The organism is Dactylosporangium sp. CA-092794 (assembly GCF_050948465.1).
In the GTDB taxonomy this organism is placed as follows: Bacteria; Actinomycetota; Actinomycetes; order Mycobacteriales; family Micromonosporaceae; genus Dactylosporangium.
On sequence record NZ_CP192044.1, the window covers coordinates 2806185 to 2822142 of the forward strand.

At 70.5% G+C, this 15958-nt stretch carries 17 protein-coding genes; 5 read left to right on the forward strand and 12 right to left on the reverse strand.

What is annotated here, in order from left to right; all coding sequences use genetic code 11:
* Window positions 1-9: 9 nt before the first annotated feature.
* Genes ACQPXD_RS12230 through ACQPXD_RS12240 form a run of 3 tightly spaced genes read right to left on the reverse strand, consistent with a single transcriptional unit; the run spans window position 10 to window position 3227 of the window.
* Window positions 10-984, reverse strand: coding sequence for a glutamate ABC transporter substrate-binding protein (locus ACQPXD_RS12230; protein ID WP_432837793.1), 975 nt, complete (start codon window positions 982-984; stop codon window positions 10-12).
* The gene (locus ACQPXD_RS12235; protein WP_432837795.1) at window positions 981-2579 is read right to left on the reverse strand and encodes a hypothetical protein; all 1599 of its coding nucleotides are present in this window, start codon (window positions 2577-2579) and stop codon (window positions 981-983) included. The genes ACQPXD_RS12230 and ACQPXD_RS12235 overlap by 4 nt, the downstream gene beginning before the upstream one ends.
* A complete protein-coding gene (locus ACQPXD_RS12240) occupies window positions 2580-3227 on the reverse strand; it encodes a TetR/AcrR family transcriptional regulator C-terminal domain-containing protein (protein WP_432837797.1) in 648 nt (215 codons plus the stop codon).
* Between the two features lie 66 nt (window positions 3228-3293).
* On the opposite strand from ACQPXD_RS12240, the gene ACQPXD_RS12245 reads away from it, so the two are divergent.
* Window positions 3294-4256: a quinone oxidoreductase family protein gene (locus ACQPXD_RS12245; protein ID WP_432837799.1), complete on the forward strand. Its 963-nt coding sequence runs from the start codon at window positions 3294-3296 to the stop codon at window positions 4254-4256.
* 50 nt (window positions 4257-4306) lie between these two features.
* On the opposite strand, the gene ACQPXD_RS12250 is transcribed toward ACQPXD_RS12245, so the two are convergent.
* The gene (locus tag ACQPXD_RS12250; protein WP_432837801.1) at window positions 4307-5131 is read right to left on the reverse strand and encodes a class I SAM-dependent DNA methyltransferase; all 825 of its coding nucleotides are present in this window, start codon (window positions 5129-5131) and stop codon (window positions 4307-4309) included.
* 376 nt (window positions 5132-5507) lie between these two features.
* Between ACQPXD_RS12250 and ACQPXD_RS12255 the strand changes: the two genes are divergently transcribed.
* Window positions 5508-5747 carry a CPCC family cysteine-rich protein gene (locus ACQPXD_RS12255; protein ID WP_432843816.1) on the forward strand — a complete coding sequence of 80 codons (240 nt, stop codon included), beginning with the start codon at window positions 5508-5510 and terminating at the stop codon, window positions 5745-5747.
* Window positions 5748-5787: 40 nt separating this feature from the next.
* Here the strand turns inward: ACQPXD_RS12255 and ACQPXD_RS12260 are convergent, their stop codons facing one another.
* Both ACQPXD_RS12260 and ACQPXD_RS12265 read right to left on the reverse strand, forming a co-directional pair.
* Window positions 5788-7020: a D-alanyl-D-alanine carboxypeptidase family protein gene (locus tag ACQPXD_RS12260; protein WP_432837803.1), complete on the reverse strand. Its 1233-nt coding sequence runs from the start codon at window positions 7018-7020 to the stop codon at window positions 5788-5790.
* A gap of 219 nt (window positions 7021-7239) precedes the next feature.
* Window positions 7240-7926, reverse strand: coding sequence for an SDR family NAD(P)-dependent oxidoreductase (locus ACQPXD_RS12265; protein ID WP_432837805.1), 687 nt, complete (start codon window positions 7924-7926; stop codon window positions 7240-7242).
* A 103-nt stretch (window positions 7927-8029) separates the two neighbouring features.
* Here ACQPXD_RS12265 and ACQPXD_RS12270 point away from each other — a divergent pair, with 103 nt between their 5' ends.
* A complete protein-coding gene (locus tag ACQPXD_RS12270; protein WP_432837806.1) occupies window positions 8030-8716 on the forward strand; it encodes a class I SAM-dependent methyltransferase in 687 nt (228 codons plus the stop codon).
* A gap of 21 nt (window positions 8717-8737) precedes the next feature.
* On the opposite strand, the gene ACQPXD_RS12275 is transcribed toward ACQPXD_RS12270, so the two are convergent.
* The 4 genes from ACQPXD_RS12275 to ACQPXD_RS12290 all read right to left on the reverse strand — a co-directional run bounded on the left by ACQPXD_RS12275 (window position 8738) and on the right by ACQPXD_RS12290 (window position 12022).
* On the reverse strand, window positions 8738-9082 hold the full coding sequence (locus ACQPXD_RS12275; RefSeq protein ID WP_432837807.1) for a hypothetical protein: 345 nt from the start codon (window positions 9080-9082) through the stop codon (window positions 8738-8740).
* Between the two features lie 822 nt (window positions 9083-9904).
* Window positions 9905-10612: a hypothetical protein gene (locus ACQPXD_RS12280; protein WP_432837808.1), complete on the reverse strand. Its 708-nt coding sequence runs from the start codon at window positions 10610-10612 to the stop codon at window positions 9905-9907.
* 118 nt (window positions 10613-10730) lie between these two features.
* A complete protein-coding gene (locus ACQPXD_RS12285; RefSeq protein ID WP_432837809.1) occupies window positions 10731-11717 on the reverse strand; it encodes a radical SAM/SPASM domain-containing protein in 987 nt (328 codons plus the stop codon).
* A 2-nt stretch (window positions 11718-11719) separates the two neighbouring features.
* Window positions 11720-12022, reverse strand: coding sequence for a hypothetical protein (locus tag ACQPXD_RS12290; protein WP_432837810.1), 303 nt, complete (start codon window positions 12020-12022; stop codon window positions 11720-11722).
* 336 nt (window positions 12023-12358) lie between these two features.
* Between ACQPXD_RS12290 and ACQPXD_RS12295 the strand changes: the two genes are divergently transcribed.
* Both ACQPXD_RS12295 and ACQPXD_RS12300 read left to right on the forward strand, forming a co-directional pair.
* Window positions 12359-13591: a glycosyltransferase 87 family protein gene (locus tag ACQPXD_RS12295; protein ID WP_432837811.1), complete on the forward strand. Its 1233-nt coding sequence runs from the start codon at window positions 12359-12361 to the stop codon at window positions 13589-13591.
* Between the two features lie 28 nt (window positions 13592-13619).
* Entirely contained in the window at window positions 13620-14438 is an 819-nt protein-coding gene (locus tag ACQPXD_RS12300) for an alpha/beta fold hydrolase (protein ID WP_432837812.1), read from the forward strand.
* Window positions 14439-14494: 56 nt separating this feature from the next.
* Here the strand turns inward: ACQPXD_RS12300 and cysK are convergent, their stop codons facing one another.
* Entirely contained in the window at window positions 14495-15436 is a 942-nt protein-coding gene (gene cysK, locus ACQPXD_RS12305) for a cysteine synthase A (protein WP_432837814.1), read from the reverse strand.
* Window positions 15409-15957: a serine O-acetyltransferase EpsC gene (gene epsC, locus ACQPXD_RS12310; RefSeq protein ID WP_432837815.1), complete on the reverse strand. Its 549-nt coding sequence runs from the start codon at window positions 15955-15957 to the stop codon at window positions 15409-15411. The genes cysK and epsC overlap by 28 nt, the downstream gene beginning before the upstream one ends.
* Window position 15958: the final 1 nt, after the last annotated feature.

A 15958-nucleotide genomic window follows, 5' to 3' on the forward strand; every position in this document is an offset into this window, starting at 1 on the left:
CCACCCGCATCAGTCCCGGTAGCCGGCCGGCGGCGGGCTCGGGGCGGCCGCCTGCAGCTCTTTGGTGTAGATCGCCTGCCACGTGCCGTCGGAACGGATGCGCTCCAGGGTGCGGTTGACGAACCGCAGCAGGTCGTTGGCGTTCTTGTTGACCGCGATGCCGTACGGCTCGTCGGTGAACTTGTCGCCGACCAGCTTCACGTTGGGGTCCTGAGCGGCGAGGCCCTGCAGGATCGTGTCGTCGGTGGAGATGGCCGCGACCTGTCCCTGCTGCAGCAGCACCAGGCAGTCGGTCCAGTCCGGCACCGAGACCGGGATCGGCTTGGACGCCGCGGTGGCGATGTTGCGGATCGAGGTGCTGCCGTCGGCCGCGCAGACGGTCTTGCCGCCCAGGTCGGCGATGCCCGTCGCGGTGGAGTCCTTGGGCACGAGCACCCGCTGACCGGCCTCGAAGTACACGCTGGAGAAGTCGACCTGCTGCAGCCGCTCGCAGGTGATGGTCATCGTCTCGGCGACCAGGTCGACCTGATTGTTCTGGATCGCCGGGATCCGCTGCGCGGAGCTGATCGCGACGAACTGGATCGCGTTGCGGTCGCCGAAGAGGTCGAACGCGACCTCGCGGAGGATGTCGATGTCGAATCCGACGATCTGCCCGCTGGCCGGGTCGCGGTAGCCGAACAGGTAGGTGTTCTGGTCGACGCCCACGACCAGCCGGCCCCGCGACCTGATCGCCGAGACGGCCGGCCCGGTCGCCGGGTTGCCCGATCCGGGACGCAGGCTGGAGTGGCGCACGTCGCAGTTGTTCGGCGCGCCGGCGGCGGCGCTCGGGATCTCCGCCGGGTTCTTGACCCCGACGGGCTGGGCCGGGGCGAAGCTCGGGGCCGGCGTCGTGGCGTGGTCGGCCGCGCCGGCGCAGGCGCCGAGCAGGGACAGCAGGACCGCACCGGCCAGGGCCTGGGCGGCCCGCATCCGCGTTGTCGTCATCGGTACTCCGCGATCCGCTGCTGGTAGCCGACGCCGATCCCGGCGAGCAGCACGATGGTCAGGAAGACGCCGCCGCCGGTCTGGCCGCCGAACGCGCCGGCCGCCTCGGCGCCGCGTTTGTCCGATACCGCGCTCGTCGCACGGATCGCCTGGGCCAGCCCGCCGTCGAGCCGGTTGAAGATCGTCGCGGCGCTGTCGGGCTCGCCGCCGATGGCGAGCTTCACCGCACCCGGGAAGTCACCGCCGTCGTCGGCCGCGCGCAGCTTCTTGTGCACCGCGAGCCAGGCATTGACGTCGGATATCGCGGTGTCGACCGACGCGCGCACCGAGCCGTCGGTGGCGGCCGCCCGGGCCCGGTCGAGCAGACCGGATTTGCCGTCGCCGTTGACCAGCGCGCCGAGTTGTGCCACGTAGTCCTCCTCGAAGGAGGCTCCGCTGCCGCGCGCCACCAGGGTCAGCGCCTCGTCGCCGCGGGCGGTCAGCGCGGCGATGCGCGCCGTGGCCAGCAGCTCCACCTGCCGCGAGCCGTTGCGGTTGGCCGCGCCGATGTGCGCGGCGACCACCGCCCAGCCGACGCCGTTCCACAGGACCATGACGACGGCGACGAGCGTCGCGGCGAGCAGGCCGGCGTTGAAGGTCCGGTGCGTCTGCCGGCTCAATCGCGCCTGCGCCCGGATCAGCCCCACGACGAGGCCGATGCCCAGCAGTAGCGCCAGCCACGGCAGGGACGCGGCGTCGCCGCGCTCGTCCTTCAGGGCGGTCGTCTCGCGGTCGTACAGCCGCTGGGCCGCCGGCAGCAGTTGCCCGCGCATCAGGCCCGACGCCTCGCGCAGGTAGGCCGACCCGACCGGATAGCCCTGCCGGTTGTAGCTGCGGGCCGTCTCGACCAGGCCGGTGTAGACCGGCAGCTGCGCCGAAATCTGCTGGATTGCCCCCTTGTCGCTGGCACCCCCGTTGGCCACGGCGGCGAGCGCGGCGGTCGCGGCGGAGACGTCCGACTGGTAGCGGTCGCGGAGCTCGGCCGGCTCGACCCCGCTGGACAGGAACGCGATGGCGGCGGTGGCGTCGGCGTCGGAGAGCGCCCGGTAGAGCTCCTGCGCCTGCACGGCGAGCTCGCCGGTGCCGGTGCGCGCGCCGCCGGCGGCGGACGAACGCTGTGCCGAACCGATCACCCAGGCGATGCCGGCCACGAGGCCGACCAGCAGCAACACCAGCATGACGAGCACCATGCGCCCAGGTGTGCTGCGGATCCTGGCGGTGACGCGGCTGCCCTCGCCGCGCCGGACCGGCGGCTGAACAGGCGCGGGCGCGGTCAGCTGGGCCATCTGGGCCATCTGGATCTCATCATCATCGGCGGCCTCCCCGTGTGCGGGCTTGTGCGGAAAACCGTAGCGAGGATGGTCAAGTAGTCCAATGGCCATTACGTCGGAGTCGCCCGTGTTCACCCTGTTCGTTGCCGCCCCGCCCAGGCCTGGAACCTCGTCGGCGGGGTCGGAGGCCAGCTCTCGCTCGATGGCCGGCGACGCCATGCGGCATCTAGACGCGGATGGGCGGCGCGTGGCCGAGCTGTGCGTCACCGCGACGCCTTCGAGCACTTAAGGATCGGACGGCTTGAGCTGGGCGGCGAGTCCGTCCAGTAGGACACCGAGCTGGCGTTCGAACCGGTGCTCGGCGTTGTCGCGGACGCGTCCGGCCGCCTTGACCAGCGGCACGCCGTCGCCGAGCCACGCGTCGCGCTGCGCGAGCGAGTATCTCGCCGGGTCCGCTTCGGCCGACTGGCGCTGTTCCTGCTCTTCGATGACGAAGCCGACCACGAACGCGGTGATCAGGTCGATCGCACTGGTCGCATCGACGAGCTCGAATCCCACAGCGGTCAAGCACGCCAGCCAGGGTTCCTTCGCGCGCACCACCTCAGGATCGGTGGTCCGCGTACCGCTGAACGTTCGGGCTCCATCACGGTGCAGCAGATACTCCGCCCGCAGGACACCGGCATAGGCGGCCAAGTCGTCACGCCAGTAAGTACCGAGAGCAACCTCCGAAAGCGCCGCGTTGACGCGGCGCTGGATCGCGGTGCTCATCTCGTCGAGCAACTCCTGCTTGTTCTGCACATGCCAGTAGAGCGCGGGCGCCCGCACATTGAGCCGGGCGGCGAGCGCGCGCACGGTCACGGCGTCCATGCCTTGCTCGTCGAGCAGTTCCAGCGCGGCGGTCACGATGCGGTCCCGGGTGACGCCCTTGGTCATGCTTGACAGTTTAACGCCGTTAAAGAATCCTGGAGGGGTACCTGAACTTAGTTAAGGAGTGCCGTTGTGCGTGCCGCAGTCGTCAACAACCCAGAGATGCCGCCCGTCTGTGCCGAGTTCGCCGACCCGGAGCCGCTGCCCGGGCGGGAGCCGCTGACCCTCGTCGGCGCCGGCGTCCACAACGTCGTGCGCGGGATCGCCGCCGGTCGCCATTACCGCAGCGCCAACCGGTACCCGATGGTCCCGGGCATCGACGCGGTCGCCCGCACCAGCGACGGGCGCCTGGTCTACACCGCCTTCGCCCAGGTGCCGTGGGGCACCATGGCCGAGCGGATGGCCACCCCGCTCGGCCTGGACCTACCCGCCGGGGCCGACCCGCTCGCGGTCGCCGCCGGCATCAACCCCGGCGCCTCCGGCTGGATCGTGCTCGCCGACCGGCGCAAGGAAGTCGGCGCCCTCGGCACCGTGCTCGTACTCGGCGCGACCGGCATGTCCGGCGGCATGGCGGTGCAGTCGGCCCTCGCCCTCGGCGCCGAACGCGTCATCGCGACCGGACGCGACCCTGAGGCCCTGGACCGGCTGCGCGGTTTCGGCGCCACCACCGTCTCGATCGCGGGCGCCGGCCCGGACACCTTGGCCACCGCCCTCGGCGCGGCTGTCGCCGAGGCACCGCCCGCCCTCGTCCTGGACTACCTGTGGGGTCCGGTCGCCGAGGCCGCCCTCGCCGCCTTCGGTACTGATAGCAAGCCGGACGACAACACCCCCGGCATCGCCTACGTGCAGATCGGCTCGCTTGCCGGAGACACCGCGGCCGTGCCCGCACCGCTGCTGCGCAGCCGGCGCATCCGTCTCACCGGTAGCGGCGCCGGCTCGTTCACCAAGGAACAGATGATCGCCGTCATTCCCGACGTCATGGCGCACCTCGCCGACGGCAGCCTCGAGGCTCCGTACACGGCGTACCCGCTCAGCCGCGTCGAGCAAGCCTGGGCGCACCAGGGCCGTACCCGTGCCGTCGTCGTCCCCGACTGAGTGGCAGGAAGCGAGGGCGGTCATAGCGCCGGTGTGAGAGGCCGCCGGCGTCATCGTTTGACGGCGACGACGCGCGGGCGTTGATCCTGCCAGCCGGGTAGCCATTCGACGTCGCGGAACCCTGCCTGCCGGATCGCTCCGCGGTACTGCTTGTCCGTGAACAACGTCATGACGTGCTCCTCGACCCAGTGCCGGACGCCGGCACCGGATTCGCCGAGGACGTAGTGCATGGTCATCGTGGAGACGGTGCCGGACCGGCTTGAGTAGCACATCCTGGTGAGGTGCCGGTGGCGGTCGCGTGCGACGCCCGAGTGCACCGTTCCCGGTGTCCATTGTTCCGGCGTGAACCAGGGTTCGAGGAGCAGCACGCCGCCCGGCTCGAGGTGCGCGGCCACGCAGTTGAGCGTCTGATTGAGCTCGCCGACCGATTGCGCGTAGCCGATGGCGGAGAACAGGCAGGTGACCGCGCTGAACGTCCGGCCGAGCTGGAAGTCGCGCATGTCCCCGGCGTGCACCGCGACGCCGGGGAGCCGCTCGACGGCCGCCTGGCGCATGGCGTCGGAGATTTCGAGCCCTTCGACGTGAGCGAACTCGTGCCGCAGGTGTGACAAGTGCAATCCGGTACCGCAGGCCACGTCGAGCATGCTGTCCGCGGTGGGGTTGTGGCGCCGGATCAACTCCGCGATGTCCCGGGCCTCGCCCCGGTAGTCTTTGCCGGCCGCGGTCGCGTAGATGAGGTCGTAGGCGGCGGCGACGTCGTGGCCGCCCGGCCCGGTCACCGCTCCGGTCGCGCCGGCCACATCGAGCCCGAAACCCCGGGGCCGGTCGGCTGATCCCGCGTCGCGAGCCAACCATCGCCGTTCGAGGAATCCCACTGGCATCACCTTCGACAACCGCAGCGTCCGGGCCGCATGATCATGCCAGCCGCGACCGCCCGCGCCAACCGGCTTGCGCGGCCGGGCCGGCCGTATGTCTCCGTGATCATGATGTCCGCGGTGGCCGCACACCGGGTTTGCCATGATCCCGGAGACTTGTGGTACACGGGGGTACATCACCACTCCGCGATCATGAAAAACCGTTGGTGTCGATGCGCGAGCGCACATGATCACGGAGACTTCCGGTCGCCGCGGTGTGCAGCCGCCCGACGTGTAGGACGTGATCGCCGATCGCGCCCACGCCAGGGCGTTGGGACGCGCAGGCCGGGCACCGCTCTACTTCCGGCGCTGCCGGGAATGTGAAAGGCTTACCGGCGTGGGTCAGCCAACCTTGCCCCGGTGCGCTTGCTGTGGCTACCGAACAGGATGCACTACTTGTCCGATCTGTTATTGGACCGATGACGGCCGGAGCGATCTGTCGGCAAGTGTGGTGACCGGCAGCCGCAACGGTGAGTTGAGCCTCGCGGATGCCCGGCTCAACTTCAGCATCTACGGGGCCAGCACGCCGCGCTACCAAGCACTGGTCCGCCCACCCCGCGACGACGAACGACCCTAGGGCCGGGCCGCGCCGCCGCCACGATCCCGCGCTCCGGCACTCACCCGTGCGTGATGCGTTCCCACCAGCTCGGTTGCGCCAGCGCGTCGGTGGCCTGCACGGCGGTGGTCACGGCCGCCGCCGAGGCGGTGAGCTTGAGCGTGCCGGCACCCGCGCCCGCCGCGACGCGACCCGGCACGGCGCTCACCGTCTCGATCCGGTAGGTCAGGCCGGGCCAGCCGAGCACGTCCACGTCGCCGCTCGCGGCGAGGGACGTGCTCCGGCCCGTCGGTCCCCGCAGCGTCGCCACGACCTCGCCGGCGTGCACGACCTTGTACTTGTGCAGCAGGCCGCTGCTGGCCTGGATCAGGCGACGGCTGGCCTCGAAGGCGTCCGCCGTGCTCGGGCCGGGAGCGAGCACGGCACCGATGACCCGTAGCCGTTGCCCCTCCACGGAGATCTCGGCCGCGAAGAGCAGGCAGCCGCCGGCCTCGTCGGTGAAGCCGGTCTTGATGCCGACGAGCCCGTCCTTGCCGAGCTGGGTGTTGACGTTCTCGACCGGCCCGACCACGGGCAGCGTGGCCTTCGACATCGACACGATCTGCGCCAGCACCGGCACCTGCATCGCCACCCGGGCCATGGTGACCTGGTCGGCGGCGGTGCTGACGGTGGCCGGTTCGAGCCCGGACGGGTCGGTGTACTTCGTGTCGGCCATCCCGAGCTGGGCCGCGGCCTGGTTCATCTTCGTGACGAACGCGGAGCTACTACCGGCGTCCCACCGGGCGAGGATGTGGGCGACGTTGTTGGCCGAGGGCAGGAGCAGGGCCTGGAGGGCCTGCCGTTCGGTGAGTACCTCGCCGGCGACCACCTTGACCACCGACTGGCCGGAGGCGAGCTGGGCCGGGTAGGCGGCGGCCTCGTCCGGTGAGACGGTGAGCGTGGGGCCGTCCTCGTCGAGGCGCAGGGGATGGTCCCGCAGGATCAGGTACGCGGTCATCACCTTGGCGACGCTGGCGATCGGCACGGGTCGTGACCCACCGGAGGTACCCAGGCGGCCGAGTCCGTCAATCTCGACCGTCGCCTGCCCGGCCGGCGGCAACGGCAACACCGGCGCGACGCCCGGGATCGTGTACGTCTGCGGCAGGGTCTGGTCGATCCGCGGCGCCGGCACCGCCCGGGTCAGCCTGAACGTGACGAACCCGCCGGCGGCGAGCACCAGGACCGCCGCGGCCACGGACAACCACAGCCACAGCCCCCGACGACGATCCGGCGGCGGCGCAACCACCGGCTCCACACTGGTAATGGTCAACTCGAACCCCCACGGCCGATCGCTCGACGGTCAAGCCGCGGCACGAACGCGGCGAACCGCCGCTACCCACTGCGACCGCCGGCTAACGTCCGAAACGCTCGATCGACTCCAGGCGGCCGGGAAGCTGGCGGCGATCGGATCCGGCCGCCGCCGGCGGCGCCCCGATGCCACCGCGAAACGCGCCGGACGGGGTGGTGCGGCTGCTCAGTGGCGCCCGCCGTCCAGGCTGAGGTTGATACCGGTGGCGAACGGGTTCTCCAGCAGGAAGACGCAGCCGTCGACGATGTCGCGCATGGTGCCCAGCCGCCCGGTCAGCGTCTGCTTGCGCCCGAATTCCAGGGCCTCCGGCTTGTCCTGCCAGAACGGGCTGTCCTCGATGCCGCCCGGGTGGATGGAGTTGACCCGCACCGGCGCCAGCTCGACGCTCAGCGTGCGCACCACACCCACCAGCGCCGCGTTCACCGCGGTCAGCGTGGTCGAGCCCGGATACGGGTAGTCCTTCGCCAGTCCGCCGAACAGCAGCACGGAGGCGTCCGGCGTCATCCGCTCACGCAGCACCGCCGCGACCGTGGTGTAGCCGACCACCTTGGTGGTCGACAGTTCCACGGCCCGCGCCACGTCGTAGTCGGCCAGCGTGTTGACGTCGCGGACCATGCCGACGACGGCGACCCGGTCGACGCTCTCGACGGACTTGAGCGCGTCGCCGATCTCGGCCGGCCGCGTCAGGTCCAGCGCCAGCCCGGTAACGTCGCCGTCGATCCCGGCGGCCACCTCCTCGGCGCGCTCGGCCGACCGTCCGGTGATGACGACGCGGGCGCCGCGGCGGGCGTACTCGGCGGCGAGCTCGCGGCCGGTCCCCTGGGTGGCCCCGATGACAACGATGGACTTCATGATCGGACATTCAACCACACGAATCCCTGTGCGGTCGGATCGTGCCGGCTCCGGCGCTGATCGCGAGGTTGCGGCCTGGCCGAGGTTCCGAGATATTCGACGGATGGCTGGTCGTGACGATCTGGCGGCGTTGCTCGACGAGCAGGCCGCGTTCTATCGCGCGGTCGCGGGTGAGTACGACGACCATGCGCTGCCGTTTCCCGGCGGCGGTGAGCTGTCCCAGGCGCTGGACGCCTTCCGGCCGGCCGGCAGCGTGCTCGAACTCGCCTGCGGTCCGGGCACCTGGACGGCCCAGCTGCTGCGACACGCCACGGACGTCACGGCCGTGGACGCCTCCGCCGAGATGCTCGGCATCGCCGCGGCCCGGGTGGGCCGAGAGCGGGTGCGATTCGTGCTGGCCGACTTGTTCGGCTGGCGGCCGGACCGTCGCTACGATGTCGTGTTCTTCGGGTTCTGGCTGTCACACGTTCCGGCCGAACGCTTCGCGTCGTTCTGGTCGCTGGTGGCCGACTGTTTGCAGCCGGATGGACGAGTGTTCTTCGTTGACGACGGGTACCGCACAGGCGAGGAACTCATCGAGGGTGAGCATTCCCCGGTCATCCAACGCCGGCTCACCGACGGGACGGCCTACCGGATCGTCAAAGTCCCCCACCGGCCCGCAGACCTCGAACAGCAACTCGACCGGATCGGTTGGCGCATCAAGGTCCAGCCAACCTCCGGGCCGTTCTATTGGGGCAGCGGCAACCGCCCGAAGCCGACCCAGGTTGCCATCGGCGGGGTCAGCGCCTGACGATTGCCGATGCCGCCGACGTCAGCCGTCCAGCTTGGTCAGGTCGATGCCGCACTGCGTCTTGACGTAGGCCACGATCGCGGTGGTGGCGTCCTTGCGCTGCGGGGTCTGCAGCAGTTGGACCAGCTTTGCGCTGCCGACCTTCGACGGGTCGTAGTTCGCCGCCGCCAGCGTCGCCTTCAGCTCCAGGGTCGCGTCCTGCAGGACCTTCACGCTTGGCTGAATTTCCGCCGGAGCGGCGTCCACCAACTGTTGGTTCATCGCGGTTGTCTTGTCGAGGTATGCCTTCCAGGCCGCCGCGTTTCCGCCCGTCAGCAAGCTGGACAACTCAGTCCCCTGCAAGAGCGTCTTCTGCTCCTTGACCACTTCGCAGAAGTGCTGAGCGCTCCCACCCGTGGGTGTGGCGGCCGCAGTTGTCGCCGGCGCCGCTGCCGGAGCCGAATCGGACTGCGTCGCGGGCGATGAGCTTCCTCCACATGCGCTGGCCATTCCTACCATGGACGCGGCTACCGCGATTGACAGCAATCGACGACTGATCGAAACCATGAGCGCATACTGCCCGACCCAAGGTCCACGCTGAAGCACCCCCCGAGTCGGATTCAGTACACGCGCGGCACCGGCAGCGACATCGCCGGGCGATGACGCGGTCAGAAGCTCGAACACCGACGTGGTCTCGTCCGGTGGTACACCCGGAAGTCGGCCACGGCCGCCGCCTGCTCGCCGACGCCGTCGCGGGCGCCCACCTGGCAGCCGGGCCTACGACAGATGAACGTCGATTGAACACCGCCGCCGGACCATCGGCCCGAGAGCGATGTCCGTGAGAACCTGCGCTGGCACGTCGCCGATCACGGGAGGGGGCCGCGGATGCGACCATCACGACGAGCAAAGCTCGCCTCCATCGCATTCGTAGCAAGCATGGGCGCGAACCTGGGCTTCGTTATGCACGATGTGCTGGACCGCCCGACACCGGAGTCCGTAGCGCTCCCATTTGTGTTTGTCGTAGCCATGGTGGTTCGGCTGCTCACGAGGCCCAGCCGCTACGCCGACCGGTGGTAGCGGTGACGATCGCCAGGTAGGCGCCGGGGTGCCGCACGTGAATGGGTTTGCGCAGTAGTGCGCCCAGACGTAAGCCGCTGGGCCGTCGAGGGCAGAACTGAACGCTCGGCTCCGCAGGCGGCATCTGGCGAATCAGTCTTCCCACAGCGTCATCTGGTCGATGCTGTCCAGGACACGGTTCCAATCCCGCACGACCGAAATGGTGTCGATGTTGCGTCTGCGGCGGCGAGCGGACCAGCCGGTCAAAGACCGTTGGGCAAGGCGCATGACGTCATCGAGCTGATCAAGCCGCGAACCCGGCGCGAGCAGCCTTACCGCGTCCGTGAGATCGAATACGGTAGCAAATTCGGCGGCTAAATTCCGGCCGGCGACGAGGAGCTCCGGTATCCAGTCCTGCGGCGAGAGCTTGAGGACGTGCGGAATGATCTCGAGATCGATCTGATCGTCAGGGTCGGGCGTCAGGACCAGGTTAATGAACCAGTCTTTGACCTGGGACCAGTCCTCGATCTCGACGAGGAAGTGATCGTCGGCTTCAAGATGGCGAGCCAGCCCGTCGACGGATCGGAACAACAGTGGGCGGCTGTCTCGGTCGAGGAAGAGAAACTCTTCGGGGTCTTGAAAATGACCACGGATCGTGTAGCCCCGGCCCGTCGGCAGGGCAAGCATAATCGGACGGATCGGCGCGTCTCGCCAAGGCCGACCCGGCATGACGACGCCTCGTGACGGCTGCGGCAGCCACGCCCAGGGAGAATCCACGACGTACTTGCCGTACTCCTCGATCCGCTCACCGTCGAGGCGATCGTCCTCTTCGTCGTCTCGGGCCGTTGCGAGCCGGTCCAAAGCGGCTGGTCATCGAGGGCACGGCGGCGCTGCACCTACAGTTCCACCGCCGAACGCGCGATGCCTCTTCCACCGGCGGCCCGCCGCACGAGACGAGGCAGGCGTGACTCCTAAACGCTCACATGGCCGCTGCTTCGACGGCGGCCGCGGTGACCGCCGTGTACCAGTTGGAGGCGGCCGGCGCATCCGGGCCGGCGAGCCGGGCGGCGGCGTCCCGGCAGATCTGGTTGAACTGTGGCAGCACGTCCGCCCGCCACGCGGCCGCGAGGTCGATCAGCCGATGGTCGAGCACGTTGCCGAGCGCGAATGCGTCGGGAAAGCCGTACTCCAGGGGCACGCAGCGCCCATCCGGCTCGACGACCAGTGGTGAGACCAGGCGGGCGAGCGGGGCACAAGGGTCGCATTCGGCGGTGCTGGAGAGCATCCCCCGCACCGCGAGGTCGAGGTGGACGTGGATGCGGTCGCCGACCGCCCGGCGCAGGCGCGCCACCTCCAGCACGGCGATCGAGCGCTCCGTGTCGTCGGCGACCGAGTCGAGCAGGGCGGCGCCGCGGCCCGTCGCCTCCAGGGGATGGACCTGCAGTAGCGACGCGCCCTGCTCGATCGCGAACTGTGCGGCCCACTCCAGCTGGTGCACGTTGTACTGGGTCAATGTGAACAGGAAACCGAAGGCGATGCCCGATGCCCGCAGCGACTCCAGACCACGGCACAGCGCATTGAACGCTCCGGGTTTGGCGCGCATGAGGTCGTGCTCGTCCGGCGGGCCGTCCAGGCTCATGGCCAGCAGGTCGAGATGGGCGGCGAGCCGCTCGAGCCGGCGCGCGCTGGTGAGCGTCCCGTTGGTCGTGACGAGTGTCCGCATCCCGTTGCCGTGTGCGTGCTCGAGCAGGTCGGGGAGCAAGCGGTACATCAGCGGCTCGCCCCCGGAAACCGACAGCACGCGATACCCCAGCTCGGCGGCGTCGCTCACGACATCGTGCAGAGTCCCGATCGCCAGCTCGTCGCGGGCCGACGGACCGGAGTCGGAGTAGCAGTGCAGGCAGCGCAGATTGCAGCGGCGGGTCGGATGCACCTGTAGGATGCCGTCCGGACCGGTCAGCGGCATGGTTACCGGCGTCGGCCGGAGCCGGCCTCGAAGACCACGTCGAATGCGTCCAGGGACGGGATCCCTTTCGGGAACACCTTGAAATTCGGCACCCGCTCAAGTTGGATCAACCGGTCGATGAGGCCGCCCAGCACCTCGGGCCGGACCCGCCAGACGCCCCAGCCGCCGTCGGGGTTGGGGATGCCGAGCGGGAAGAAGTCCACCAGGTCGATGCCGTCCTGATGACCCAACGTGATCAATTCCTCGAGATCCCGCTCGGTGTACCGGTGTTTCAATAACTCCGATCCGCGCACCTTTTCGGCCATGATGACCTCCGCGACTCGTCTGTGAGCCTTCACCGACTGCCCGTCACCATATACGTAGTGTCACCTCGGCGACATGGGGTTCTGATGGAATTACGCCATCTGAGGCGTACCGACCAGTTGACCAATTCACTCATCGGCCGATCTCCGTGCATCCGGTCCAGTGCTCTCGCATAAGCTTTCGCCGCACGCGACAGCGGCGCCTTTCGCCGTGGCCCACTATCCCGCTCTTGATACTACTGTGCATTACATACTACCCTCCAGCGCGTGGATCCCACCAACGCGGTCGCCGATCTCTCCGGGCGCCGCGCCTCTCGAGCGCACGCCAGTAGGCACGGCATGAGGCGGATCGCCCTGGTGGGCATGCTCGCCACGCTGATCGGGGTGGCGATCGCCGTGCTGCCCGGGCACCGCGGCTGGTTCGACGTGTCGGTGTACCACGAGGCCGTCTGGCATTGGGTCCACGGCGGCGGCCTGTACGACTGGACCAATTGGCACGGCTACGGGTTCACATATCCGCCGTTCGCCGCGCTGTGCATGCTGCCGATGGCGGCACTGCCCTGGCACCTGACGATCGTGGTCAACCTGCTGGTCACGGTGGTGGCGTCGGTGTTCGTGCTGGCGCTGCTGATCAACCCGGTGGCCCGCCGCGCCGGCTGGCGCCGCTGGTACGCGTTCGCGTTGGCGGCGTGCGCGTTCGCGTCGCTCAACGCGGTGCGTGACACGGTCAGCTTCGGGCAGATCAACCTGGTGCTGGTGGCGCTGGTCTACTTCGATCTGTGGCTGCTGGAGCGGCATTCCCGGTGGGCGGGAGTGGGCATCGGTCTGGCCGCCGCGATCAAGCTGACGCCGTTGATCTTCATCGGGTACCTGCTGATCACCCGCCGCAGGCGCGCCGCGGCGACGGCCACCGGCACCCTGCTGGCGGCCACCGGCGTCGCCGCGCTCACCGTGCCCGGCGCCACCCGCACATACTTCACGGACGCGATGTGGAACACCTCGCGGATCGGCGACCTCGCGTACATCTCGAACCAGTCGCTGCAGGGTCTGGTCGCCCGGCTGAACCCCGCCCATCCGAGCAAGCTGCTGTGGCTGGCGCTGGTCGGCGCGGCGCTCGTCGTGTGGCTGGTGCGCGTCCGAGCCGCGGGAACCGACACCCGGGCCGGATTCGCGCTGACCGGCATCCTCGGCTGCCTGATCAGCCCGGTGACGTGGGTGCACCACCTGGTCTGGCTGGTGCCGGCACTGATCGTCATGATCGACGCGACACTGCCGCGGACCGGCGCTTCGCGGCGGCGGCGCTGGCCGGCCGCGGCCGCCTACGTCATCCTGGTCAGCAGCGTGGTGTGGCTGTTCGCCGACCTCCACGGCCCGATCGGATTCTTCGGCGCCAATGCGTACACGCTGGTCGCCGCGGTGATGCTGGTCCGGCTGCCCCTCGGCACGCACAGCCCGGAGACGCCTGCCGGCGGCCCCTCGATCGGTCACGACGCCGTCGTGGTGAACGCCGAGGATCAGCGCCAGCAAAGCGCTCCCGGAGAAGCCCCTCCGGCCGTTGCCGCTCGATCATGAGGGCGCCTGAGCACGATACGCTCGGCCGATGGTGGTCGAGCGGGATCTGCGGGTGGCCGGCGGGCGGACGCTGCGGGCGTACGACAGCGAGGGCGACGGGCCGGCGGTCTTCTGGCACCACGGCACCCCGCACACCGGGGCGATCCTCGCGCCGCAGCTCGCCGGCGCGGCCGAGCGGGGGCTGCGCCTGGTGACGTACGCGCGGCCGGGCTACGGCGGGTCGGCGCCGCTACCGGGGCGGGACGTCGCCTCCGCCGCCGCCGATGCCGCGGCCGTCGCCGACGCGTTCGGCGTGGACCGGTTCGCGGTCATGGGCGCCTCCGGCGGCGCGCCGCACGCCCTCGCCTGCGCGGCCCTGCTGCCCGGCCGGGTGAGCGCGGCGGCGACGTTCGCCGGGCTCGCGCCGTACCCAAAAGAGGGTTTCTGGTTCGAAGGCATGGCCGACGACGGTGCGCTGCGCGCGGCGCTGGAGGGGCGCGAGGCCCGGCTGCGATACGCGCAGAGCGCGCGGTTCGATCCGGCGGTGTTCACCGACGCGGACTGGGCGGCGCTGAGCGGGCCGTGGGCGGCGCTCGGCGAGGACGCCGGCCGGGCCGCCGAGGCGGGTGTGGTCGGCCAGGTCGACGACGACCTCGCCTACGTGTCGCCGTGGGGCTTCGACCCGGCGGACATCACGGTGCCGGTGCTGGTCGTTCACGGCGGCCAGGACCGGATGGTGCCCGTCGGGCACAGCGAGCGGCTCATGACCGTGCTGCCCGACGCGACCCGCTGGCCGCGGCCCGACGACGGGCACGTGTCCGTCCTGACGGCCTACGGCGACGCGCTGGACTGGCTCACCGCCCGCTGACGCGGACCGCCCGAGGACGATGGCGTCGAAGCGGGCAGCCGGCGGCGAGGAACCCGCTACCGGCCGGTGGAAGGGACCTGCGGCGTCGTGAACAGCGGCGTGCTCAGGTACCGTTCGCCGGTGTCGGGGAGGACGACCACCACGGTCTTGCCGGCGTTCTCCGGCCGGCGGGCGATCGCGGCGGCCGCGTGCAGCGCGGCGCCGCCGGACACGCCCGCGAGGATGCCCTCGGTGCGGGCGAGCCGCCTGGCGGCGGCGCGGGCCTGGTCGGCGTCGACCCGGACGATCTCGTCGTAGACCGCCGGGTCGAGCACGGCGGGGACGAAGCCGGCGCCGATGCCCTGGATGCCGTGCGGCCCGGGCGTGCCGCCGGAGAGCACCGGCGACTCGTCCGGCTCGACCGCGTACACCCGCAGGCCGGGCTTTTTCTCCCGCAGGGCCTGGCCGACGCCGGTGAGCGTGCCGCCGGTGCCGACGCCGGCCACGAACAGGTCGATGTCGCCGTCGGTGTCGTTCCAGATCTCCAGCGCGGTGGTACGCCGGTGCGCCTCCGGGTTGGCCGGGTTGTCGAACTGGCGGGGCATGAACGCGCCGCGCTCGGCGGCGAGGTCGTGGGCCCGCTCGATCGCGCCCCGCATGCCCGCGGCGGCCGGGGTGAGGACCAGTTCGGCGCCGTAGGCGGCGAGCAGGGCGCGGCGTTCGGCGCTCATGCTCTCCGGCATGGTCAGGGCCAGCCGGTAGCCGCGCGCGGCCGCGACCATGGCCAGGCCGATGCCGGTGTTGCCGCTGGTCGCCTCCACGATGCTGCCGCCGGGTCGCAGCGCGCCGGAGGCCTCGGCGGCCTCGATCATGGCCAGCGCGATACGGTCCTTCACGCTGCCGCCGGGGTTGGCCGCCTCGAGCTTGGCCAGCAGCCGGGCCGGCAGGCCGGGCTCGAACCGGGCGAGGCGGACCAGCGGCGTGCGGCCGATCAGTGCGGTGATGTCGTCGTAGACCATGACTGACTCCTGGGTAGGGCTTCGGCGGCGGGCGCGCGCAGCCGGGCGCCCGCCGGAACGTCGGAAAGAACGAGGCACAGCGCACCGATCTCGGCGTCGTCGCCGATGTGCACGGGCCCCAGCACCGTCGCGCCGACGCCGAGCACGACGCGGTCGCCGACGCTCGGGTGGCGGTGGCTGCCCTTCGGGTCGCGGCGCCAGCCCCGGCCGCCGAGGGTCACCTGGTGGTACATGGTCACGTCGTCGCCGATGCGGGCGGTCTCGCCGATGACGACCCCGGCGCCGTGGTCGATGAACAGCCGCCGGCCGACGACGGCGCCGGGGTGGATCTCGACGCCGGTGGCGTTCCGCATGGCCTGGGAGATCAGCCGGGGCAGGAGCGGCACGCCCCAGCGGTACAGCCGGTGTGCGACGCGGTGACCCCACAGCGCCCACAGGCCCGGGTATAGCAGGACCTCGGCGCGATGGATGCCGTACAGCGCCGGATCGCGCCGGCACACGGCGCGGATGTCGTCCAGCACA

Coding starts and splice junctions, on each gene's coding strand:
- ACQPXD_RS12230 (WP_432837793.1), bottom strand. CDS start 984: ATGACGACAACGCGGATGCGGGCCGCCCAGGCCCTGGCCGGTGCGGTC.
- ACQPXD_RS12240 (WP_432837797.1), bottom strand. CDS start 3,227: ATGACCAAGGGCGTCACCCGGGACCGCATCGTGACCGCCGCGCTGGAA.
- ACQPXD_RS12265 (WP_432837805.1), bottom strand. CDS start 7,926: ATGAAGTCCATCGTTGTCATCGGGGCCACCCAGGGGACCGGCCGCGAG.
- ACQPXD_RS12270 (WP_432837806.1), top strand. CDS start 8,030: ATGGCTGGTCGTGACGATCTGGCGGCGTTGCTCGACGAGCAGGCCGCG.
- ACQPXD_RS12285 (WP_432837809.1), bottom strand. CDS start 11,717: ATGCCGCTGACCGGTCCGGACGGCATCCTACAGGTGCATCCGACCCGC.
- ACQPXD_RS12290 (WP_432837810.1), bottom strand. CDS start 12,022: ATGGCCGAAAAGGTGCGCGGATCGGAGTTATTGAAACACCGGTACACC.
- ACQPXD_RS12295 (WP_432837811.1), top strand. CDS start 12,359: ATGAGGCGGATCGCCCTGGTGGGCATGCTCGCCACGCTGATCGGGGTG.
- ACQPXD_RS12300 (WP_432837812.1), top strand. CDS start 13,620: ATGGTGGTCGAGCGGGATCTGCGGGTGGCCGGCGGGCGGACGCTGCGG.
- cysK (WP_432837814.1), bottom strand. CDS start 15,436: ATGGTCTACGACGACATCACCGCACTGATCGGCCGCACGCCGCTGGTC.